Origin of the sequence: Roseburia sp. OM02-15 (assembly GCF_003481835.1) — a bacterium.
Taxonomy (GTDB): Bacteria; Bacillota; Clostridia; order Lachnospirales; family Lachnospiraceae; genus Eubacterium_I; species Eubacterium_I ramulus_A.
In genome coordinates this window covers 1-20,223 of record NZ_QULX01000006.1, presented here as the reverse complement: position 1 = coordinate 20,223, position 20,223 = coordinate 1, and the positions used below count along the sequence as shown (strand labels likewise).

General features: G+C 37.9%; 26 protein-coding genes. 16 read left to right on the top strand and 10 right to left on the bottom strand.

Annotated features, from left to right (window positions below):
- The first annotated feature begins 2 nt into the window (after window positions 1-2).
- A complete protein-coding gene (locus DXB15_RS07265) occupies window positions 3-410 on the top strand; it encodes a putative toxin-antitoxin system toxin component, PIN family (RefSeq protein WP_118702480.1) in 408 nt (135 codons plus the stop codon).
- A 138-nt stretch (window positions 411-548) separates the two neighbouring features.
- Here DXB15_RS07265 and DXB15_RS07260 read toward each other — a convergent pair whose 3' ends face one another.
- From DXB15_RS07260 to DXB15_RS07225, 8 genes are all read right to left on the bottom strand, one after another.
- Window positions 549-1,184, bottom strand: coding sequence for an SdpI family protein (locus tag DXB15_RS07260; protein WP_118702479.1), 636 nt, complete (start codon window positions 1,182-1,184; stop codon window positions 549-551).
- Window positions 1,168-1,446: an autorepressor SdpR family transcription factor gene (locus tag DXB15_RS07255; RefSeq protein WP_181369303.1), complete on the bottom strand. Its 279-nt coding sequence runs from the start codon at window positions 1,444-1,446 to the stop codon at window positions 1,168-1,170. The genes DXB15_RS07260 and DXB15_RS07255 overlap by 17 nt, the downstream gene beginning before the upstream one ends.
- Window positions 1,447-1,865: 419 nt before the next feature.
- Window positions 1,866-3,041: an IS91 family transposase gene (locus tag DXB15_RS07250; RefSeq protein ID WP_118702478.1), complete on the bottom strand. Its 1,176-nt coding sequence runs from the start codon at window positions 3,039-3,041 to the stop codon at window positions 1,866-1,868.
- Between the two features lie 2 nt (window positions 3,042-3,043).
- Complete coding sequence (locus DXB15_RS07245; RefSeq protein WP_118702477.1) at window positions 3,044-3,886, bottom strand: tyrosine-type recombinase/integrase; 843 nt, start codon at window positions 3,884-3,886, stop codon at window positions 3,044-3,046.
- 270 nt (window positions 3,887-4,156) lie between these two features.
- Window positions 4,157-5,065, bottom strand: coding sequence for a radical SAM mobile pair protein B (locus tag DXB15_RS07240; RefSeq protein ID WP_118702476.1), 909 nt, complete (start codon window positions 5,063-5,065; stop codon window positions 4,157-4,159).
- Window positions 5,053-5,742 (bottom strand): radical SAM mobile pair protein A, encoded by a 690-nt coding sequence (locus DXB15_RS07235; RefSeq protein WP_118702475.1) that lies wholly within the window; start codon window positions 5,740-5,742, stop codon window positions 5,053-5,055. The genes DXB15_RS07240 and DXB15_RS07235 overlap by 13 nt, the downstream gene beginning before the upstream one ends.
- A complete protein-coding gene (locus DXB15_RS07230; RefSeq protein ID WP_005608550.1) occupies window positions 5,739-6,176 on the bottom strand; it encodes a radical SAM mobile pair system MarR family transcriptional regulator in 438 nt (145 codons plus the stop codon). Before DXB15_RS07230 ends, DXB15_RS07235 begins: the two co-directional genes overlap by 4 nt.
- Window positions 6,177-6,293: 117 nt before the next feature.
- On the bottom strand, window positions 6,294-6,830 hold the full coding sequence (locus tag DXB15_RS07225; RefSeq protein WP_118702474.1) for a hypothetical protein: 537 nt from the start codon (window positions 6,828-6,830) through the stop codon (window positions 6,294-6,296).
- 185 nt (window positions 6,831-7,015) lie between these two features.
- On the opposite strand from DXB15_RS07225, the gene DXB15_RS07220 reads away from it, so the two are divergent.
- The 9 genes from DXB15_RS07220 to DXB15_RS07175 all read left to right on the top strand — a co-directional run bounded on the left by DXB15_RS07220 (window position 7,016) and on the right by DXB15_RS07175 (window position 12,211).
- Window positions 7,016-7,432 (top strand): hypothetical protein, encoded by a 417-nt coding sequence (locus DXB15_RS07220; RefSeq protein ID WP_118702473.1) that lies wholly within the window; start codon window positions 7,016-7,018, stop codon window positions 7,430-7,432.
- A gap of 233 nt (window positions 7,433-7,665) precedes the next feature.
- A complete protein-coding gene (locus DXB15_RS07215) occupies window positions 7,666-8,022 on the top strand; it encodes a hypothetical protein (protein WP_118702472.1) in 357 nt (118 codons plus the stop codon).
- Entirely contained in the window at window positions 8,006-8,866 is an 861-nt protein-coding gene (locus DXB15_RS07210) for a DUF4300 family protein (RefSeq protein ID WP_243115612.1), read from the top strand. The genes DXB15_RS07215 and DXB15_RS07210 overlap by 17 nt, the downstream gene beginning before the upstream one ends.
- A 90-nt stretch (window positions 8,867-8,956) precedes the next feature.
- Window positions 8,957-9,601 (top strand): nitroreductase family protein, encoded by a 645-nt coding sequence (locus DXB15_RS07205; protein WP_118702471.1) that lies wholly within the window; start codon window positions 8,957-8,959, stop codon window positions 9,599-9,601.
- 237 nt (window positions 9,602-9,838) lie between these two features.
- Entirely contained in the window at window positions 9,839-10,276 is a 438-nt protein-coding gene (locus tag DXB15_RS07200; protein ID WP_243115611.1) for a thymidine kinase, read from the top strand.
- Window positions 10,277-10,494: 218 nt separating this feature from the next.
- Complete coding sequence (locus DXB15_RS07195) at window positions 10,495-10,755, top strand: type II toxin-antitoxin system Phd/YefM family antitoxin (protein ID WP_109215197.1); 261 nt, start codon at window positions 10,495-10,497, stop codon at window positions 10,753-10,755.
- Window positions 10,745-11,059, top strand: a complete 315-nt coding sequence (locus DXB15_RS07190) for a type II toxin-antitoxin system RelE/ParE family toxin (protein WP_118702470.1) — start codon at window positions 10,745-10,747, stop codon at window positions 11,057-11,059. Before DXB15_RS07195 ends, DXB15_RS07190 begins: the two co-directional genes overlap by 11 nt.
- A gap of 405 nt (window positions 11,060-11,464) precedes the next feature.
- Window positions 11,465-11,713, top strand: coding sequence for a hypothetical protein (locus DXB15_RS07180; protein ID WP_147404775.1), 249 nt, complete (start codon window positions 11,465-11,467; stop codon window positions 11,711-11,713).
- Between the two features lie 255 nt (window positions 11,714-11,968).
- The gene (locus tag DXB15_RS07175) at window positions 11,969-12,211 is read left to right on the top strand and encodes a polya polymerase (RefSeq protein WP_109215194.1); all 243 of its coding nucleotides are present in this window, start codon (window positions 11,969-11,971) and stop codon (window positions 12,209-12,211) included.
- A 144-nt stretch (window positions 12,212-12,355) separates the two neighbouring features.
- On the opposite strand, the gene DXB15_RS07170 is transcribed toward DXB15_RS07175, so the two are convergent.
- Both DXB15_RS07170 and DXB15_RS07165 read right to left on the bottom strand, forming a co-directional pair.
- The gene (locus tag DXB15_RS07170; RefSeq protein ID WP_158582210.1) at window positions 12,356-13,663 is read right to left on the bottom strand and encodes a sensor histidine kinase; all 1,308 of its coding nucleotides are present in this window, start codon (window positions 13,661-13,663) and stop codon (window positions 12,356-12,358) included.
- On the bottom strand, window positions 13,660-14,379 hold the full coding sequence (locus DXB15_RS07165; protein WP_118702466.1) for a LytR/AlgR family response regulator transcription factor: 720 nt from the start codon (window positions 14,377-14,379) through the stop codon (window positions 13,660-13,662). Before DXB15_RS07165 ends, DXB15_RS07170 begins: the two co-directional genes overlap by 4 nt.
- Window positions 14,380-15,037: 658 nt before the next feature.
- On the opposite strand from DXB15_RS07165, the gene DXB15_RS07160 reads away from it, so the two are divergent.
- The 6 genes from DXB15_RS07160 (at window position 15,038) to DXB15_RS07135 (ending at window position 20,108) form a co-directional block, all read left to right on the top strand.
- Complete coding sequence (locus tag DXB15_RS07160) at window positions 15,038-15,838, top strand: DUF6273 domain-containing protein (protein WP_118702465.1); 801 nt, start codon at window positions 15,038-15,040, stop codon at window positions 15,836-15,838.
- 90 nt (window positions 15,839-15,928) lie between these two features.
- Window positions 15,929-16,984, top strand: a complete 1,056-nt coding sequence (locus DXB15_RS07155; protein WP_118702464.1) for a hypothetical protein — start codon at window positions 15,929-15,931, stop codon at window positions 16,982-16,984.
- Between the two features lie 130 nt (window positions 16,985-17,114).
- On the top strand, window positions 17,115-17,522 hold the full coding sequence (locus tag DXB15_RS07150; RefSeq protein ID WP_118702463.1) for a hypothetical protein: 408 nt from the start codon (window positions 17,115-17,117) through the stop codon (window positions 17,520-17,522).
- 37 nt (window positions 17,523-17,559) lie between these two features.
- On the top strand, window positions 17,560-18,207 hold the full coding sequence (locus DXB15_RS07145; protein WP_118702462.1) for a hypothetical protein: 648 nt from the start codon (window positions 17,560-17,562) through the stop codon (window positions 18,205-18,207).
- Between the two features lie 223 nt (window positions 18,208-18,430).
- Complete coding sequence (locus DXB15_RS07140; protein WP_109215187.1) at window positions 18,431-18,928, top strand: RNA polymerase sigma factor; 498 nt, start codon at window positions 18,431-18,433, stop codon at window positions 18,926-18,928.
- Window positions 18,915-20,108, top strand: a complete 1,194-nt coding sequence (locus DXB15_RS07135; protein WP_118702461.1) for a hypothetical protein — start codon at window positions 18,915-18,917, stop codon at window positions 20,106-20,108. Before DXB15_RS07140 ends, DXB15_RS07135 begins: the two co-directional genes overlap by 14 nt.
- The last annotated feature ends 115 nt before the right edge of the window (window positions 20,109-20,223 follow it).

The following is a 20,223-nucleotide window of genomic DNA, read 5'->3' as shown; positions in this document are numbered from 1 at the left end:
ATATGAATTATCTAGTCGTTATTGACACAAATGTTCTTATATCCGCTTTACTATCCAAACATAGTGATTCGGCAACGGTTCAGGTGCTTAATGCTGTTTTTGACGGAACAATTATTCCTGTATTCAATGATGAGATTCTTGCAAAATATGATAATGTACTTCACCGTCCAAAGTTTAAGTTCCCGGATGCAAACATTCAATCACTCTTAGATACAATGAAAACCTATGGTGTATTTGCAAAGCAGCTTATTACAAATGAAATTTTGCCAGAACCTAAAGATCTTGTGTTTTACGAAGTTGTTATGGCGAAACAGAATGAAAATGCATACCTTGTGACTGGAAACAGCAAGCATTTTCCGAAAAAACCTTTTATTGTTACAGCAAATGAATTACTGGATATTATGAAATGATGCTTATTATTATGAATAATCTGTGAAAATGTCAAAAAATTTTGAACTGTATATTTCATAAATACTGGGAATGCTTCAATTACAAACTATAAATTGAATTTATTGATGCGTTGTTATGTTTATTATTTTGATGTTGTGTTAATCCATCGTCTTTCGATAATACAGATACGAATAGATTACTGGCAAAATGCACGGAATAATGGCAAACACCAGAAGTATCCACACATTTTGAAATGGCGATGTTGCAATCAAAACAATTCCCCCGATCACCATACATTTTCCTCCGAACCGATGGGTATGATACCAGTTTTCAGAATCGCATAATGCCCATGGAACACGAAATCCAATGCTATAATTCGGTTTTATTTTTGGAATAAAGTTACCTAAAATGAGATAAAGAATTCCAATGAGTAATCCACCAATAAATGCTGTATTCAGCAGGTATCCTAAGTTGTACACATAAATCATGTTACAAACAACCAGAGAAACCAACGGGCAAATCCACAAAACACCCCGAAATACTTTTTTGCTAATATTTTTTGATTTCGGATCAATGTTTGTTATAACTGCACAACTAAAATGAAGCAGCAGCAGAATGAACGGAAGTCCAAACACTGCAAAGATTTTGGAACTATATCCATTTGGCTGACCATCTGCTCCAAAATGTATTGCAACAGAAGCTGGTAGATGTTTCCATAAAAGCAAACCTATAACGATTGGCAATAACGTTACGATAGATGTAAACACTAAAATTTTTTTATGATGTCTGATCATGATCTTTTTCTCCTTTTAATTCACTGATCCACAAAAAAATTTCTTCAAGCACAGTGGCATTTAGCTCATAATAAATATATTTGCCTTCCCGTTCGTCACGAACTAAATCCGCATCCTTCAAAATAGATAGATGACGCGAGATTGCCGCTCCCGAAATGGAAAAATGATTACAGATCTCACCGGCAGACAAGCGCGACTGCTTGAGTAAATTAAGTATTTCACGTCTTGTAGAATCCGCAAGCGCGTGAAGTGTATCCTGCATTCCCAAATTTATCCCCCATCATTTAACATTTCAGTTAATTGTTAAATGTACTATAACATGATAACTCTGTTTGTCAAGAGACATACGCTTATTTCCAGAAATACTGCAATATAATCTACTTTGATTTACTTTTTTCTCTCCAATAAACTGTTAAGGAAACAATCAGAGTTGGTGTAAACGAAAAAGCAGTCTTGCGGTTTTATCAAACTGCCCTTTCGTTTACATCAATTTCGATTTTTCCTTGGTGAACAAAGTCGCGTCCCTTTAGCCGATAGCTATGGGGATTCAATCGTTGCTCTTTTCCTTAAGTTTATCATACCGGATGTTTTGGTAAAAGTTTTTTTATTCAAGAAATCAATTTCAGGCATGACAAACAAACCTCCTATGCGGAAGTCATTTATTCTATGCAATTGTAGATTTTAACATCTCATATGTGCACGAAAAGAAGAACTGTATTTATCTTTGCGGGGTGATACCATATTCCCTCCGCAAGAAGAACATTTGCATACATCGATGTGATATAAAACCCTTATCATTTCTACTGCATTTAGATTTTTTAATGTAGAAATGTATTTCTTACATCCTAGCAGGTTTCTGCAGTGAGTTATCTTTTTTCTCTTGTTTCTACATGATAGCAGACCATAGTGCCGGATTCTGACAAATCGTTTGGGAGGAACATGCATCATGAATCGACGGATGAATTCTTCTCCTGAAATTGTTTTCTCTTTCCAGCAGCCTTCGTTTTTATAGTCTTTTACTACATATGTAACTGTCGTATCTGTCATGGATTTGATTCGATGATTACTGATTGCTATCCTGTGGGTATATTTTCCAAGATAATTGATAACCGACTGTGCACCATTGAAAGTTTCTTTACAGTAAGTGACCCAGTTCTTTTCATAACATTTATCAAGAAGTTCTTTAAAACGATAGCTGTTCTGATATTTCTCTGCTGTACCATGAAATTTAAGTTTAGAATCATTCCACAGGCTTTTTAACTCATCCATATATTTTCCACGAAACACTTTTGAGATAACACCATATGGGAGAAAAAATTTTCCACCTGTATCTTTCCATTTGTTTTCATCATCAAGTCCACCTCCAAGAACTATGGTATGAATATGCGGATGATAATTCATTGCAGAACCCCAGGTATGAAGAATACAGATATACCCTATATTAGCTCCTAGATACTTTGCGTCTTTTGCCAATTCATTCAAGGTTGCTGAGGCAGCATGATACAGTGCATCATACAACAGCTTCTGGTTGCTGTAAATGATGGAATTCAATTCATCAGGAACTGTGAATACTACATGATAATAAGGTGCATCAAGTACGTTCTCTTTTTGTGCATCAATCCATTTCTCTTTCGGAAACTCCTGGCACATGGGACAGCATCTGCTTCTGCAGGAGTTATTATGAATGCTGATACATCCGCAGTCCTCACAAACACTGATGTTTACACCAAAAGCGCCCGTTTTACAGTTCATGATATGATAAGCTGTTTTTCTATGATGAGCAGGAGGGCTATTCCTCTTTTCATAAGAAGAATAAAACCGTTCAAATACATCTTGTATCGTACATGATTTCTCCATAATTACTCACCGCCCATCTCATCAAATGGACTCCTAATTCCAAGCAGAGTTTTATTGCTTACATGCAGATAAACCTCTGTTGATTTTGGATCGCGATGTCCCAGAAGCGCTTGAATATATTTTACATCACAGCCTGATTCAAACAGATGACTTGCAAAGCTGTGACGTAAACAATGCGTGGAGACGTGTTTCTGAATGCCTGCTCTTTTGGCACTTTCACGAAAAAACTGAATGACACTATCTTTTGTAAGATAATCCCCTGTCCATGAACTTGGGAACAAAATCCCTCTTGGTCTGCCACATTGAAGCCAGTATTCTGTCAGTATCTCGAGCGTCCGGTCTGCAAGCAAAGTATAACGATCAGAGCGACTTTTCCCATCACGGATGTGTATGGTTTTGTTCTTGCGTGAAATATCATCATAATGAAGATGTGTGACTTCTGAAACACGTAGTCCGCCTGAATACATAGTAGCAATCATAGCTTTGTGTTTCAGATTTGGCGTAGCATCAAGAATAGCCGATATTTCTGCTTTTGTAAGCACTGTCGGTAACTTCCTGTCCCTTTTCATACGAGGTATGTCATCATCGTCCCAATTCATCTTCAATACTTTCTTGTAAAAGAAGCGGATTCCTGAATGGTAGTGATTGTATGTTTCTGGTGAAATCCCGGAAAGTTTCTTTTCAGTTAGGAATATATCAACATCGTCAGTTGTTAATGCATCTATATCCTTGGCTGTGTGGTTCAAAAAATGAGCAACACTGGTACAGTATGCATGAATCGTAGAATCCTTGAGATTCCGTTTATTTGCAGCAGATCGAATCTGATTAAAAATTTCTTCGTACATAATAAAATCCTCCATGTGAAATCAGTAGTTAATGAAAACCCTGCTTACATGGAGGCGCATTAGCATAATAAAACCGCTTGTCAGAAAAGCGGTCAAATGGTATTCTTTTCATAGGCAGTGGTGTCTTTCTGTATTGAATTGTTTTGTGTGGTAACTTTACAATATCAAATACTGGTAAGAATTGCCATTGCCTATTTTATTATTGAGAAAAAAGAAAGCTGCGCCACAGCCTTGGCAGGCCATCGCGCAGCGATTTTGTTCAACTGGAAGTTAGCGATTTCTTTTTCCGGTATTCTCTGTCCCACGGATTTCCTCATGATAGAAATAATCTACGATCACCGGATGCCCCTGCGGGACTCTGCCATAAGGCATTTCATTATCCGCAAAGACACAATCATACTTCTTAGCCATTTCCTCAGCTTTTACTTCAAGTGCTTCAAAGTAGCTACGGTTATGCTTGTTATAGATCTCGTCGTAAAGTGGTACAAGATCAGGATATTTTCCAGCGATATAATCCATAATTGTCTTTTTGAAACCGCCTCGAAGATTGAGATTTTCGAGCCAGAACAGATCGCACTGATCCTTTACCCGCTCAAAGATTGCTTCAAAATCCGTGATACCGGGGAATACCGGGGATACGAAACAGACTGTACGGATACCTGCCTCATATACCTGCTTCATAGCAGCGATACGGCGCTCAATGCTCGAAGCAGAATCCATATCATTCTTGAAATTTTCATCTAGTGTGTTGATCGACCATGAAACGGTTACACGTCCAAGCTTCTTCAGCAGATCAATATCTCGTACCACAAGATCCGACTTTGTGCAGATCAGAATATCTGCGTCACTGCCGATCAGCTGCTCCAGAAGTTTTCTGGTATTCCCGAATTGCTCCTCCTGTGGATTGTAGCCATCTGTCACAGAACCGATGACCACCCGCTGTCCGGCATATTTCTTCGGATTTTTAATTTCCGTCCAATGCTTCACATCAAGGAAAGTGCCCCATTCCTCCTTGTGCCCGGTAAAGCGCTTCATAAAAGAAGCATAGCAATACTTGCAGGCATGTGTACAGCCCACATAGGGATTGACCGAGTAACCGCCTACCGGCAGACTAGACTTAGTCATGATGTTCTTTGTTCCCACCTCACGAATGAGGATTCCATTTATTACTTCTTCCATGATTTCTGTACCTCTAACACTTTATTAAATTCTTCCGGCATTTCCTGAATCATATTTTCATCCCCTATGATAGGGACAAGGTCTTCCTTCATAAACACCGGAATGCCGAGCTTATGTGCCTGGTCCGCCAGAGACCATGCCCATTCCGGCTCCGTATGAATCTTCCTGCTCTGAGCTCCGGTCATGGTGCCCACAACGATCCAATTGATTCCGGAAAGGTCAACTGTGCCGGGATCGTCGAATAACGGCTCAAAGGTAACATGGTAATGTTTTGCTCTGACGTTTTTCCGAAGGGCGTCGATACGCCACAGTTCTGCTTTCCTCGTCACCGTAACGCCAAACCATGCGTTTTCCAGATCGGTATCAAAATCCAGCAAATCAGGTCGCTTGGTAAGGAACAGGAACTGATGCTGTGGATTTTCACGGATTTTTGCAAATACCTCTTCGCTCCATTCCGGCTTCCATCCGGAGAGATCGCTCATCCCGGTAAGAAGAAAGTTCTGCGGACGTTTCTTTTCCATCATCTTGAGCTTACTCGGAAAGAATTCAGGGTCAGCGAAGTCATCAATCATATGCCAGCGTTTCACGTTGTTGCGGGCATAGCAATATGTACACCCCACTGTGCAGCCAATGACGATATTCATGTTCTGAATCTGATCTTTGATACAAATACTCATGACTTCTGCCACTCCTCAAGATTCTTTCTGATGCGGTCGAGACATTTCTCAAACCGGGTAATTTCTTCCTCTGAAAAACCTTTGTAGTAAATACTGCCCATCTCATCAGATACAGAATCGTACTCGCCCTTTAAGGCATGTGCTTTCTCAGTCAGAAACAGGAGTGTTTTCCTTTTGTCCGTTTCAGACTGAACACGGCTTATCAGCCCTTGATTTTCCATTCTTTCTAGCATCGTAGTAAGAGATGTTATCGCTAATCCGCATTTAGTCGAGAGTGACCTGATTGAGATACCATCCTCCTGCCACAGCACATAAAGAATACGTCCCTGGGCTCCATTAAACGCATCAATATTCTTTTCACTGAGAATCTTCTCAAAAATCCGGTCTCCAAGCTGTTTTATTTTTGTGACAAGAAATCCTCCATTCATTTCCATACAAAAGCTCCTATATAGTAGTTTGTTAAAAACATACTATATAGGAGCTTTATTGTCAAGAATTTATATGTCTTAATAGGTAAATTCCATTTTTTTCAATTCTCCAAACCGGAATTTTCACATCGGTGTAATAAAATTTTTTAACTCTTCTTTCAGTCTAATAAACTCATCTTCATCTTCTTGAAAAATTATATCATCTATAATAGGTTTTCTACCTTTTGTTCTTGCAAGAATATGCCTGTTATTTTTTGAAACAGAGTATCTATATTTTAACTCGCCTAAACATATTGGTTTAATAATAGGTTCCAAACCACTTTCTTTATTATAAAAAACCCATGTTACACCATCTGTAAGAATAACCTTTGCATTATTCTTTGCTTTTAAATGTCGTTTAATTTCAGTTAAACACTTATATTTAGAAGGGGCAAATCCTGTTATATAATCCAGTATAGGTGATTTAATTTCTACAACTCCTCTATAATTAACTGGAACTTCCAAATTGTTCCAGTGCCATTCATCAGTTATGCATAAATCAGGTGTAGCAGGAAGAAGTTTTATTATCTCATTGTTAGTTTTTTTATCTTTATACTTCTTTTCATATGTTCCACAATATTGTTCATATTGGTGTATTTCAGAATTAATCTTAATATCCACTGGTTCTATATCCAAATCACCAAATACAAGATAAAATCAATACATATATAAACTAGATAGTTGCTGACATATGCAGTAATAAATGATATTATTGGTTCATCAAATGAAGGAGGAGGGGAGTCCAGTAGTGACTGAAGAAGAGGTGACGAAAATATAATTGTAAAGATAAAAATGGAGGTATGAATATGAGAAAATTTAAATATATGTTAATGTGTGGTATGTTACTTGGTTGTTCGATTATGTCTTATCCGGCTATGGCTGCTAATGCTCAGGATATTGTTTCTAATAGCGAAAATATTATTTGCGATACAAAAGATGATTTACAACAGAAAAGTGTAAATCCATTGGACTATGAAGAAAACACAAGAGAGCGCTTCGTGGCTAGTATGGCAAGTGATTATAATATTAGCTATGAAATGGCAGACAAAATGGAAAGGGAACAGAGCAAAAGTATAGCTACGGTTATAGGCATTGTTAAGGCAGAAGGTGATGAAAAAAATGATTTAGATACTTCTAGTACGTGGTCTGAACAGTATAGGGCATATGTAATTACAAAAGTAAAGACTTATTCAACTAAAGTTTTATATTCAGAATTGCAGTGATTGCTTTTTAGAATACAAGCGGAATATTACATAGTTAAAGACAAAAAGTGGCAGGAGATAAAAAACTTCTGTCACTTTTTTGAGTCATATAGGCATACTATTTACAACAACAAAAAATAAATATTTCTTTAATTTTATTGGTATTCTATTTACATGGTATAAAGAGTAATATACTCTGAAAAAGTACATGCGAGTACTAATAATAAAAAAATACTAAGAAGAGAGGTATTATAATGAAGAAGAAACTAATTACGATCATAATTGGCATGGTGTTTTGTATCGGATGGATTGGAGGCTGTGCAAGTAAAGAGACAAATCACGATAATGTTGCAACAAGTGTTAATGAAGAGTCTAAACAGGAAGGCATAAAAAAAGAAAAGGAGCTTACAGGAACAATCGATGAGATTAAGGATTTTCAATTTGTTATTATAGACGATGAGAACACACCATATAGTTTTACTTTTGAAGAAAAGCCGGATGGATTAGAGAGCGTTTGCAACGGAGATACTGTGATTGTAAAATATATAGGAACAATTTCTGAAGTTGATCCATTTGAAGGAGAGGTAATATCTGTTGAAAAGACAAAGTAAAATAAGAGCAGCTATTAAATTATCGGTTTTTATTATTCTTTTATGTATGATGTTGAGTGGATGTACAGAAAAAAAAGAAAAACTGCCAACAGCAACTTATATGGGAGGAAACAATACTATTACAGAGATTTGCAAAGAACTTAGTTCTGCGGGAGCTTCACATGTAGATACATTTCAAGAATGGGTGACTGATTTCGCAGATTCTGCAGGAAAGAATGCAAAGTTAAAAGATAGCTGGTCAGATCCTGAAAAAATGAATACTGATACCGGTAAATGTATGGAGGGTTGGGAAAAAACTCATGACTATTCAGACACTGATTGCAGAATGACAGCCTTTCTTCTGCTGGATGGGCTGCTTCACGCGGAATCAACAGAAGCTGACTATAACGGCACGTATTTGATGTTCGATACGGAAGCAATAGATAATGCAGACAGATATAAAATAATAAAACAGAAGATAAACATGTTTACTACACTATATGGGGAAAAGCATGTTACGGATGAGAAACATCCGGAAACAACATTTTCTGATAGCTGGAAGCAATATGGATTTCAAATAGATAGTGACAGGATTTCACTGCTTAGTATTGCAATATACGACCCGGATTCTGATGTTATTTTCGTAGGACATACCGGTTTATTAATAAAATACAGTGACTATTATTTATTTGTGGAAAAAATTGCATTTGAACAACCGTATCAGGCAACAAAGGTGCATAATATGGATGAATTGCTTAATATCCTTTCACTGAGACCAGAGTATTTCGGAGAAGAGGGAGAAGCCGGTCCATTTGTATATAATAATGGAGAATATGTGGGAACATTAACGAATAATAATAATTAACAGAGGATAAAAAACTGGTAAACTGTCGTTATAGACAGACATTGGTTATTTCTGGTACAATAAATAAAAATTGAACGTGAGGGATAAAATATGTTTACAAAAGAAGATAATCAGGTATTAGATCGTATATTAAATGCCAGAAAAACTTGTCGTGCATTTGCGGAGAATGTGCCGACTGATGATGAAATCAAAGAAGTAATCCAGGCTGGATGTATCGCACCATATGCGTCCATTGATGCAAAAGCAGTTACACCGTTCCGCCATTTTTTTGTAATTAAAAAGGATGATCCGAAAATGGAACAAATAGATGCGTTTATCAGGCAGCAGAGCCAGATAGATTTAGATTCAAGAATCAAAGAAGAAGAGACAGATCCTTTTTTGAAAGAAAATGGAGAAGGTGTCAAAAAATTGTGGAAACATGTTGCGGAATGCGGGGAAAGCACCTTCCCAAATCCACCCTGTCTGATCATTGCGGCCGAGTGGCGTGGCGCCAGAAGAGCAGAACATCAGAGTCTTGCACATATGATGCAGAATATGTGGATTAAAGCTACTGCATTAAATCTGGATTTTCAGCTTATTTCTGTTACAGAAAATATGGTAAATAATCAGGATTTCTGCGATATGCTTGGACTTCAGGTTGGTAGGTATGGATTTCTTGCATGTGTGCTTGGATATGCAAAAGAAAATAATGCACCGCAGCATCCAAGGGCAACGACACAGATTCATTGGCTGTAATCAGATGACAGAGTATAATATTTAGACAATTACAATTCGTGAAGGCGTAAAACAAAGTGTGTGAGTTAAGAAAAGTATTGTCAATTTACCCAAAAACTGTAATATCTTGAAAACTGAAAAAACCATATTTTAAGCGGTCTCGCGAGAGGCTGCTTTTTCTTTCCTTTCTTTTTACACTTCATTTTTTTAGCTTCTAACCTGTAAGAAGTTATCGGTTTTATCCTGAAAGTGTAGGAAGTGGATACACTGTCGGATATCGTTGATTTTTATGAGATACCGGTTCTCTGCTATGGGTTACGAACAGATTTTTTGAATCACTTGTTTCCGGGCTCCAGATGGTTGATGGATATCGCTGACGTGATAGAAGAAGTTCCGACGGTCTGTTGGTGTGGCAAACGGACACAGTGTAATACCAGATATGCAGATGGGAAGATTGTCCGGGAAGGTGCACAGATTATGCTTGGTTCCAATGAGAGTTATGTGGCTTTGTGCAGGAAACATTATAAAGAAGGAACATTGTGGAAGCCGACGGATGACGATGTGAAAAATCATTTAAGAGATATAAAGACTAAAATATATGGTGATATAAAAATATCTGAGAATCAGATTAAGGAAGGGCAGGTAAAAGATGCACAAATTACACTAAAGTCAATGCGAGATAAGTATGGCTTATGAATAGATGATTTGAATGCATTTTTTCTGTAATAAATTTGGTTATTATTTCCATATAAGTACTTCCTTTCAGTAATAAAGTATCACTTTATAGTGAAAATAGTTATAAAAGACGTAAATGAACTAAAAAGATATTAATTTTTATTTTTAACAAAAGAAATTGCAAATGTGATAAAATTAAGATAAAATAAAGATAATATAAAGCGAAAGGAGAAATAAAAATGATTCAAATCAGACCTGTTTCTGACCTCAGAAATAAATTTCCGGAAATTGAGACAATTGTTAATAACGGAAATCCGGTATATTTAACAAAAAATGGTTATGGTGCTATGGTGGTTTTAAGTTTAGAAGAATATGCTAGTCTTACTGATAATATAGAAATGAAGCTTGATGAGGCGGATCGGCAAGCAGCAGTGACTGATGAAAGACTTTCTCATGAAAGTGTATTTAAAAAAGCAAGGAGTGCAATATATGGAAAATAAATCTTATTCACTCCGTTATCTTCCTATATTTGAGACAGATTTGTTAAGTACAATAAATTATATTACAAACGTTTTGAAAAATGAAAGTGCAGCACTTCGCTTAGTGGATGATATAGAAACTTCTATATTAAAAAGACTAGAAAATCCTCTTGCCTTTGAACCGTATCGTTCTGCAAAAAAGAGGGATTATCCTTATTATAGGATTTATGTGAGGAATTATGTTGTATACTATGTAGTTATTGGAGATGTTATGGAAGTACGACGCCTGATATATGGTGCGCGTGACATAAATCGTCATTTATAGCAGTATACTACGGATATAGTTTTACATGGTTTAGTGGCAATATTCAAAAGGAAAATGTATTACATCTCCTGCATGAAAAATATCGTAGGTGTTTTTCGTGCAGGAGGTATTTTTATTCTTCAGCTAAAGATTTATCCGTATTGTGGGTATCCCATGTGCCAGTTTCAGTACCCCAAAGGAATAATAAAATCACCTTCTGACTTAGTAGCTGACTGCTCAATAGAAATACAATCCGACAAATCAACAATATGATTCTGATCTGTAATTCCAAAAATACGATAGGATCCATCTGCAATAATTCCGGTTTTTCGAGTGGAGAATGGAATTTTTGTCAATTCGTTTGTCTGGCAGTGTTAAAGCAGATGGATATTGTAGAAGATGAGGGCAAAGTGAAACTGACGGCGCATGGAAAAGATTCTTTATTCCGAAAAGCTGATGAAGCTGGAATATGAGACAAAATCGGATGTATTTGTTCCGGCAAGAAGACAGAGGGATTATTATGAAATACCGGCAAATGCGCTGCAGTATACTTATCATAAGCCGGAACGATTGCTGATCGGAAGTGTGAAGCTGAAAATGTATGCGCCGCTTGCAAATAAGCAGCTGCGTGTAAAGACGGCGATTCTCAGTATTCTGATGAATGGGTTCTGGTAAAAGTGAAGAAATAATTAAAGAGTAATTGTAATGTAAGTAAAGGAATTTTCAAAAGATTTTTCTTGCTAAGATGTAAATTATCTTGTTATAATATAAGCATAAAAAGAAGGTTCTTACATATAATAAAAAGGGAATCTTGGTATAAAATATGGTGTCACTCCGCTATTGACAAATACATAGCCAGATAGTATGATTCAATCAATGAGATAGGGTTTTCGCAACGTAAAAAGGCTTAGAAAAAGAGAGGAAACACGTATGAAAATCAAAAATGTCAAAGATGTAAACGTATTTTTAGGAGTTGTTAATGAGTGTACTGGAGATGTAATCTTAACATCAGAGTATGGTGATAAATACAATCTGAAATCTACATTATCACAGTATATTGCAATTGCAGCACTTCTTGGTCAGCACGGAGAGGAACTTGAGTTATGGTGTTCTAACCGTGAGGACGAAGCAAAATTCCTGCATATGTTCCAGGATAACCCGGAGATGATGTAATTACTCCTTTTCGTTGGAAAGGTTTCCAATTTTGTGAGTGGAGAAGCATTACAGATTTATCCAACAAAGAATGAAAACGAAATAAAAATAAGGGCAGACAAAACGGTACGTTCCAAGTAAGGAGCGTACCGTTTTGTTTGTGATTTATGAAACATCGTCATTGTTTTGCGGAAAGAACAGCATTGCAGAGGCGGTAAAAATTCCATTTTCATATTCAAATAAAATTGTTCCATTATATTTTTCTACTGCCTGAGTGACATTATGCAGTCCCCATCCATGAAAAGATGATTTGCGTGTTTTTAGTGGAAGTCCATCATCCGTAAATTTGATTTCTTTGGATGGATTGGAAATTTCGATCAACACAAATTTCTTAATGCTCTGGATACGGATTTTTAATGGAGCAGTCTGTTCCGGGAGTTTACCGACAGCTTCAATGGCGTTATCCAGTAAGTTTGCCAGTATCGTACAAAGGTCGGCGGCTTCGATTCCGGTTTTATCCGGAAAATCGGTTTGAATCTCATAGTGGATGTTTCGATTTTCCATGAGCTGTATTTTATTGTTTAATACGGCATCTACTACATCATCGCCGGTCCAGTGGGTTTTCTTTAAAATCTGGACGGGTTTCTGAATCGCGGCGATATACGTTTTCGCTTCCGGTATATTTCCATCGTCCAGCAAATGATCCAGAGCAATCAGGTGGTTGTTCAGATCATGATATAATCTTGCATTCTGGCTGTATACTTCGTTTAGGTTCTGATATTTTTCTTCCAGAAGATGTTTACTCAACGCTTCCTTTTCCAGTAAATGCTGTCTGTTTCGCAGGTCAATTTCAAAGAGCAGAACGGTAAACAGCAGCAGTAAAAAAGCGATGAGGATCACCCAGAACTTTGGAGCCTCAAAATAGTTGCTGAATGTTTTATGCATCAGGTAGATCATAACAAAACATCCAACAACAGTAGCGATAAGCAGTTTCCAGACTTTCTTTTTTCCATCACTCATGCGACGGATGATTGCAGCTGTAATCAGGACAAGTGCAAGTTCACATCCTTTTGTAATCAGAGAAAATGCAACCGTTGTCCGGTCAGGATAGGAATGAAGAACCGAAAGGAACCTTGCGCCGTGACGCGAGAAGTTTAGCATCATTGTGATATAAAAAAGTTCAATACATCCCGCCATCAGCACATAAAAAGTGGATAGGAAGATTATAACAAAAAACTTCTTACGAACCAAAATGCATCCGCTGATAAAAAGAATCAGAATATACAGCAAAACGGAAAGCATCGTATATAGCAGATAGTCATTGATCTGTATATAAAATGGTGCCGCAATGCAGGAAACAATGACGGCATACCGGTATTTGAACGTAGGATAAACCGCATGGAGCAATATAAAAAATATAAACACTTTCAATATGGCAAAGCCGTAATCGGATATCATGAAGAATGTTGTCATAAAGAATTCCTCCATATTTTTTGTAGCAGTAATTTGAGTTCCTTGATACGTGCAAGACTGGCAGGAAGAAATTCACCGTTATCCAATTCGATCGTCGTGTCCTGAATGGAGACGATATGGATCAGATTTACGATGATGCCTCTGTCAGCAAAAACAAAATCAGAACTGTTCAGTCCTTCCATCACCGGATTTAAACTTTTGCGTTCTTTTACTTCGGTCTGGTTTGTTAAATGAAAAACACTGTTTTTTCCTTCGCGGGATATGTACAAGATGTCTTTCAGTAATAATTTTCGATACATGCGTGTATTGGAGAGCAGATAATACTGGTCGGCCTGCATATGAAGAATCCGAAAGGCATCTTTGATGGCTGTCGGCAGCTTTTCCGGGATCATTTCTTTGTCAATGTAGCGGAACGCGGACAGTTCAAAGGCATCCAGTGCGTATTTCGTATAAGCGGTAATGAAAATGATCAGCGCGCCTGGCAGATGCGTCCGGATCGTTGCGGCTAATTCCATTCCGTTCATATGTGGCATTTCAATGTCTGTCAAAATCAGGTCAAAAAAGTGACCTTCTTTGATGTCATAACTCAGGTTTTTACTGTTGCTGTATAACGTGATATCTGCAACTTCCTGATTGGATTGTAATATAGTAGTTACTGCCTGATTCAGATGTTGCAGTGTTACTTCTGAATCGTCGCAGATTGCGATTTGAATCACTGATAAAACCTCCCAAAAACAATAAATTCAAGTCGAACAAGTGTGAATTCTGGTATATAAATCCGGTCTGTATAAATTAGTATGTTTTCCTTAGAATCATTGTGTAATTACTTATTAAGGATAACGGAAAAAGAGGTTGATGACAACCCCAGATTTTAGCATGGATTTATCTCAGTCTGAGTTGAGACTCCCACTTCTGCAAGTGGTGAGTAGTAACAAGTATTTCTCAGTGGGAGTTCAATCACCGACTGAGATAAATGCTCCGCGAGGGCGCACATTGTCTGGGAGACAATGGTTTTGCGCCGACCGGAATGGAGTGTAGAGTGCAGTGATTCTGAAAAGAAGATGTCAGCTTGCGCTGACCAGAATCACGCACCAAGTCTCACGTGCGTTCGACTTGAACTATAATCATTATAGCAATCAGTATCAATGTGTGTTGGTTTTGCCCATGAATACGAGTTTTTTGTCCGTAAATTTTTATAAGTAATAGCAAGCATTAATTGATGGACAGATATTGTGAATTGGCGGACAAAATTGCACAGATGTAAAAATGTGTGTCATAATGCAAATGTAACAAGATATGGGATGTGTTGTAAGAGAAGCAGATGGAAACTGAAAGTAAGATATTATGGTTGATGGAATGGAGACGAATTAAGTTATGAAAAGAAAATTACAAAAATGTTTGACCATTTTAGGAATGATTGGATTGTGTATCGGTTTAAGCGGCTGCGGAAATGATAAAGATACTGCAGCAAAGAGTACCGTTCCATTGGAACGTGGGCAGCATATTATGTATGGAAGTTATCAGGGAGAAGTTATTGAGTGGCGTGTCCTTGATAAAAAAGGCGATGAAGTGCTATTGATCAGTGAGTATGGTCTGGATGCACAGCCCTATGATACCAGTGGAAAAAATCGTGTACTCTGGGAAGATTCAACAATCCGTGAATGGCTGAATGATGATTTTTATAACAGTGCATTTTCAGAGGACGAAAAAGCAAACATTGTGTTATCTTTTTCAGAAGGTTTTGAGGCAAAGAATAGTTCAACAAGACTGTTAGGTGGAAAACCTTATTACCATTTGGAACGAGGAACAAAAGATAAAATATTTCTATTGAGTTATACAGAAATGTGTCTGTATTTTGACCCTGATCCGAATCCAAATCCAAAAGAAGGAAGTTGTTTTGATTTTCAGTATGGTCATGATGAAGTTTTGTGTTATCCAACAGAATATGCAAAACAGCGGTTGTATATGCTCAATGTAAAAGATGCTTGTGGATGGTGGATGGCTGATTGTTTTTATGATACTGATGGAGTTGGTGTTATTTCAGGTTATGGGCAGGCTCAGAGAGAAATATTATTAAACAGCAGCCGTTACGCAGTTCGCCCGGCAATGTGGGTTACCTGGCAGAGTGATATGCAGGTAATCGAAGAATCAAGGAGTTACAATAATAAAGGATAAACAAACGTAAGTTTAAACAGACACGATGTGAATGGGTTTTTACATGGAAGCATCTCATATTGAGATGCAGCAGAAATGGAGGCGGATTACATGAAAAAGGTATGGGGACTGATCGGGATACTTGGAATGACATTTTTTATGCTGGCAGGATGTGGTCAGGATAAAAATACAGCACAGGATGCGTCATTAAGTGCAGAAAATGAAACACCGATTGAAAATGACGTTGGACTGGCTTCGGTTATTAACATGGAAGACGCTTATTACTATAACGATCTGTTGACAACCGATGCAGGTGAACTTTATGCAATGACGGATGGAACTTCTGAAGAAGGAACAGATCCGGTATTGGTATGGAAAAGCACCGATCAGGGAAAAAGTTGGGAGAAAGTAATAAAACTTCCGGATACGATATCTGCCGATAGTTATATTTCGACAGGTGTACTGCAGAAGAAAAATGACGAGCTGAGTGCGTTTGTTGTTGTATCAGATCCTGAGGATGGCACATCAGATTCCGGTGTAAGCCGGCTGCTTCGAATTACAGAGAAAGGCAGTGAAGAACTGAATACCGGAGATGTATTTGAAAAATTGGGCGGAAGTGCATGGAGGATTACTGTAGTGAATGACCATGTGCTGTCAATTGCAGGAATAGACAAGTGTGTTTTATATGATATTACACAGCAGAAAGAATTAAAAAGCCTATCCTACGATTATGGTAGAGCTGGTTTTCTGTCAATGAAAGATCAGTTTATCGTGTACTGCGACGAGATCAAATATTGTCTGAATGCAGATACACTTGAGGAGCAGGAGCCGGAGGACGGTCTGGAACAATTTGTGGAAGATATGTGGGAAGCAAATGCCAGAGAAGTATTTGCGCCGATGAAAGCATGGAATGATACCGTGGTATGCGTTACAAGAAAAGCCATTTATGAATACAGAGACGGAAGGACAGTAAATGTGTTGTCCGTTCCAAAGACCGTTCATAGAGGAAACAGTTTTAACGGCATGTTACCCGTATGTAAAGGTCACCAGAATACTTACTATCTGAGCGTATTTTCAGCAGGAAACACGACTTTGTGGCGGATGGAACCGGATTTGGAAAAAGAGACAGCAGCAACTTCTTACGCACCTATTCACAAAAAATATTAAGAATTTTATCTGTGTGATTAATATTGTCTTACGCTCACTAGCTATGATATAATTAATTTATCAGAAAAATTCGCAAAAACGCATTATTTGTTCCGAAAGAAGGTTGAAATATGCGAAAGGAGGATGAAGCATGCGAAAAAGAGTCATAGGAATTTGTATCTGTCTGGCATTTGCATTGCTTTTGGGAATTGGAGCGTATCAGGCAAAGACAATAAAAACACCTGAAGTTACATCTGATCTGTATTCCCAAGAAGAAATTACAGATGCAATTAATGTGGCGAAGCAAGAAATGAATATGAATTGGAAAGGTTGTGACCTTCAGGAGATTTATTACGCAGGGGATGAGACATCAAAGGATTGCTTAGATTGGGCAACCAGAAATGATGCAGATGAATCTCTTGTGTTACTGTCAACATTTTATGTCGGAAATGATTGCGAAGATGGTTCGCTGGAACCAGATTCCATGTATGAGAATTGGATGTGGATATTAGTCAGATCAAAAGATGGTCAATGGAAATGTGTTGATTGGGGATATTAATGATTGGTTAAGCATTTAGATGATATGGGGGGGAATGATGATAAGTAAAAGATTAATAATTGTTGGGCTCATAGTATCGATATTGCTTATTTTTTCAGGGTGCGGAACTGAAAAGAATACAGAAACGACGAATGACCAGTCGATCACTGATTATTACATTGAATCACTCTCTGTAAATGGTCTTTCACGTAGTCAGAAAAAAGAATATCTGAGCCGAGATGATATCTATGCAGTTGGAAATAATATCGCTGTTTCTAAGGCGGAAGTTCAGCAGTATACAGATTTTTACCTAAATAATGGTGAAAGCGAAGAAAATGCACAGAAGTTAGCCGAGAAAGACGCTATGGAACGAAATGCTTTATATGTTGCGGCGATTCAGAACGGATATGAGGTTACAGAGGAAGATATCGATGATTGGCTGAAGGAACTTCGCACAATGTTGGAAAATGATACGACAGGAGCATATCAGTCAGCGATGGAAGGATTTGAATCGGAGGATGCATATTGGGAATATGAGTATGAAGTGTATCATGTAGATTTGCCGATTCAAAATTATGTATCATCGCTTCAGATAGATACAAACGTGTCAGCTGATTCTGAAAATGGTAATTCAGATACTGATGCATTTAGTGAATTGAAGCAGCGTTTGGCAGATGAGCAGGACTTTAAATTGACGAATTTATAGTGAGTGTATGATTACAGAGGGCATTTGCCCTCTGTTTTTGTGTGTAAAAAGAATCAAAAAACATGCATATTCGACTTGAAATAAATTTTAGAAAACCATTTGTATGTTTCAATTGTCTTATATATATCAGATGAAAAAATGATTTCTGCTGCGATGGATAGCAGTATTTTTTATTTCACATCTGATACAGGGAAAAATATAGAGAATTGGTGGACAAACTTATATGAGTGTAATAAACAAGGAAGAATTGTCAAAGCTGATCTTGGAAAATCAAAAAGAAATGTATGTGCTGGCTTATTCCATACTGCAAAATCAGGCGGATGCACAGGACGCAGTGAGTGAATGTATTGTGCGTGCCTTTGAAAATCGTACAAGTCTCAGAAAACGTACAAGTGCAAGATCATGGCTGATGAAGATTCTGATCAACGTTTCCCGTTCAGCAATCACGAAAAGACAGAAGGTCGTGCTTTTTGCTGATCCGGAACAGTACGAACAGGTGACAGAAGTGCCACAGGATCATTTGTGGTCAGCGATTCTGGAACTGTCAGAAAATGTGCGGGTTATCATGGTTCTCTATTACTATGATGGTTTATCGGTGAGGGAGATCAGTGCGATGTTGAACATTCCGGAAGGAACGACAAAGACCAGACTCTCTGCCGGGAGAAAACAACTGGCAAAATGGATGGAGAACGGAAAGGAGAGCGGACATGTTATCAGATGAGCAGATGGACCGAAAAATCCGGGAGCATGTGAAGGCGCATCCGGTGATTCTGCCGGAAGATTACCAGACCATGGTACAGGAGCAGATCAGAACGTGTTGTGAAGAGGAAGTGCAAATGAATACGAGTGTGAAAAAACAGCGCAAAAAGAGAATAGCAGCGGCAGCGTGCATTGTGTTATGTATCGGAGTGTGTGGCGCAGGCGGTGTACGCGCGGGAATGAATTATGCAAAACAGCGTGCGGAGCAGACGTTGGAGAAAGAACAGGAATCTTTCTGGAAGGATGCTGCCAAAGCAGATGCGGATACATTTTCCAGAGAATTATCTGAAAAGGAGCAGAAGCGCTTGAATGAATTGGCAGAAAAGTATAAGACAGAAGGGCTGTTTCCGGAAAGAAATATTTTGCAGATTTCGGATAAGTCAGAGATCGTATCAGATCAGATCTGTTTTCTGGCGCAGGACAGCACTTTTTATCTGCCGGAGATGGCATTGAGTGATGAGCAGATGTTGGAACTCATTGATTTTTATGCAAAGCGGGATTACAGTGTAACGGCACAGGGACAAAAAGATGCAGAGGAAGCGGAAAATTCTGTTGATGTGACAGAGATCTTGCAGGAAGAAGCCGTAGAAAAAGCTTCTGATTTGTTAAGCCGGTTATATGGGATTGATGCTGATACATTGGCAATTGAAACGGAACATGATCAGACGTTAGATGAAAATGGCGAGACATTTACAACAAATCGCATTTCTTACCGTGATGAAACTGCTGGCATTTCTTACCTTGTATCAGTTGATCTGCAGAATGGAGAAATAAAAACGATTTCCGCAGAAAAAGATGCCGGTTCGAATTATTCCAAAGAGATAGCGGAAAATGCCGCACAGTACCAGAATTTTTATTCAGAAGCAGAAAAAATGGCAAATGCTTATATGGGAGAAAATACCATATGGACTGCAAAAGAGATGGAATACATGCGGGATGAAGATCATATGCTTGGAACCGGAATCGTGAATTATATTTTTGAAACAGATACGAACTCCTGTGTTATAAGTTATAGCTGTGCACAGCAGCATTTTTATCAAGTGCGGTATTTTACAAAGGATGAATTGGATAGTTATCTGGCAGATGAAAAAGAGCAGGGTGCAAAGCGGAGTCTGGAACGGGTAATTTTGGATGTAAAGTAGAAGATCAATAAAATTGAATACAAATTAGCCATCCAAGTCGAAAACAATTTGGATGGCTTTTTTACTTTATAGGAAAGTTCGATTTTTGCCGACCTCTTGAACGAAAATAGCCCGC

Coding starts and splice junctions, on each gene's coding strand:
- DXB15_RS07245 (WP_118702477.1), bottom strand. CDS start 3,886: ATGTACGAAGAAATTTTTAATCAGATTCGATCTGCTGCAAATAAACGG.
- DXB15_RS07260 (WP_118702479.1), bottom strand. CDS start 1,184: ATGATCAGACATCATAAAAAAATTTTAGTGTTTACATCTATCGTAACG.
- DXB15_RS07135 (WP_118702461.1), top strand. CDS start 18,915: ATGTTATCAGATGAGCAGATGGACCGAAAAATCCGGGAGCATGTGAAG.
- DXB15_RS07180 (WP_147404775.1), top strand. CDS start 11,465: ATGGAAAAGATTCTTTATTCCGAAAAGCTGATGAAGCTGGAATATGAG.
- DXB15_RS07220 (WP_118702473.1), top strand. CDS start 7,016: ATGAGAAAATTTAAATATATGTTAATGTGTGGTATGTTACTTGGTTGT.
- DXB15_RS07155 (WP_118702464.1), top strand. CDS start 15,929: ATGAAAAAGGTATGGGGACTGATCGGGATACTTGGAATGACATTTTTT.
- DXB15_RS07145 (WP_118702462.1), top strand. CDS start 17,560: ATGATAAGTAAAAGATTAATAATTGTTGGGCTCATAGTATCGATATTG.
- DXB15_RS07255 (WP_181369303.1), bottom strand. CDS start 1,446: ATGCAGGATACACTTCACGCGCTTGCGGATTCTACAAGACGTGAAATA.
- DXB15_RS07170 (WP_158582210.1), bottom strand. CDS start 13,663: ATGACAACATTCTTCATGATATCCGATTACGGCTTTGCCATATTGAAA.
- DXB15_RS07230 (WP_005608550.1), bottom strand. CDS start 6,176: ATGGAAATGAATGGAGGATTTCTTGTCACAAAAATAAAACAGCTTGGA.
- DXB15_RS07175 (WP_109215194.1), top strand. CDS start 11,969: ATGAAAATCAAAAATGTCAAAGATGTAAACGTATTTTTAGGAGTTGTT.
- DXB15_RS07160 (WP_118702465.1), top strand. CDS start 15,038: ATGAAAAGAAAATTACAAAAATGTTTGACCATTTTAGGAATGATTGGA.
- DXB15_RS07150 (WP_118702463.1), top strand. CDS start 17,115: ATGCGAAAAAGAGTCATAGGAATTTGTATCTGTCTGGCATTTGCATTG.
- DXB15_RS07140 (WP_109215187.1), top strand. CDS start 18,431: ATGAGTGTAATAAACAAGGAAGAATTGTCAAAGCTGATCTTGGAAAAT.
- DXB15_RS07265 (WP_118702480.1), top strand. CDS start 3: ATGAATTATCTAGTCGTTATTGACACAAATGTTCTTATATCCGCTTTA.
- DXB15_RS07195 (WP_109215197.1), top strand. CDS start 10,495: ATGATTCAAATCAGACCTGTTTCTGACCTCAGAAATAAATTTCCGGAA.
- DXB15_RS07240 (WP_118702476.1), bottom strand. CDS start 5,065: ATGGAAGAAGTAATAAATGGAATCCTCATTCGTGAGGTGGGAACAAAG.
- DXB15_RS07250 (WP_118702478.1), bottom strand. CDS start 3,041: ATGGAGAAATCATGTACGATACAAGATGTATTTGAACGGTTTTATTCT.
- DXB15_RS07215 (WP_118702472.1), top strand. CDS start 7,666: ATGAAGAAGAAACTAATTACGATCATAATTGGCATGGTGTTTTGTATC.
- DXB15_RS07205 (WP_118702471.1), top strand. CDS start 8,957: ATGTTTACAAAAGAAGATAATCAGGTATTAGATCGTATATTAAATGCC.
- DXB15_RS07235 (WP_118702475.1), bottom strand. CDS start 5,742: ATGAGTATTTGTATCAAAGATCAGATTCAGAACATGAATATCGTCATT.
- DXB15_RS07190 (WP_118702470.1), top strand. CDS start 10,745: ATGGAAAATAAATCTTATTCACTCCGTTATCTTCCTATATTTGAGACA.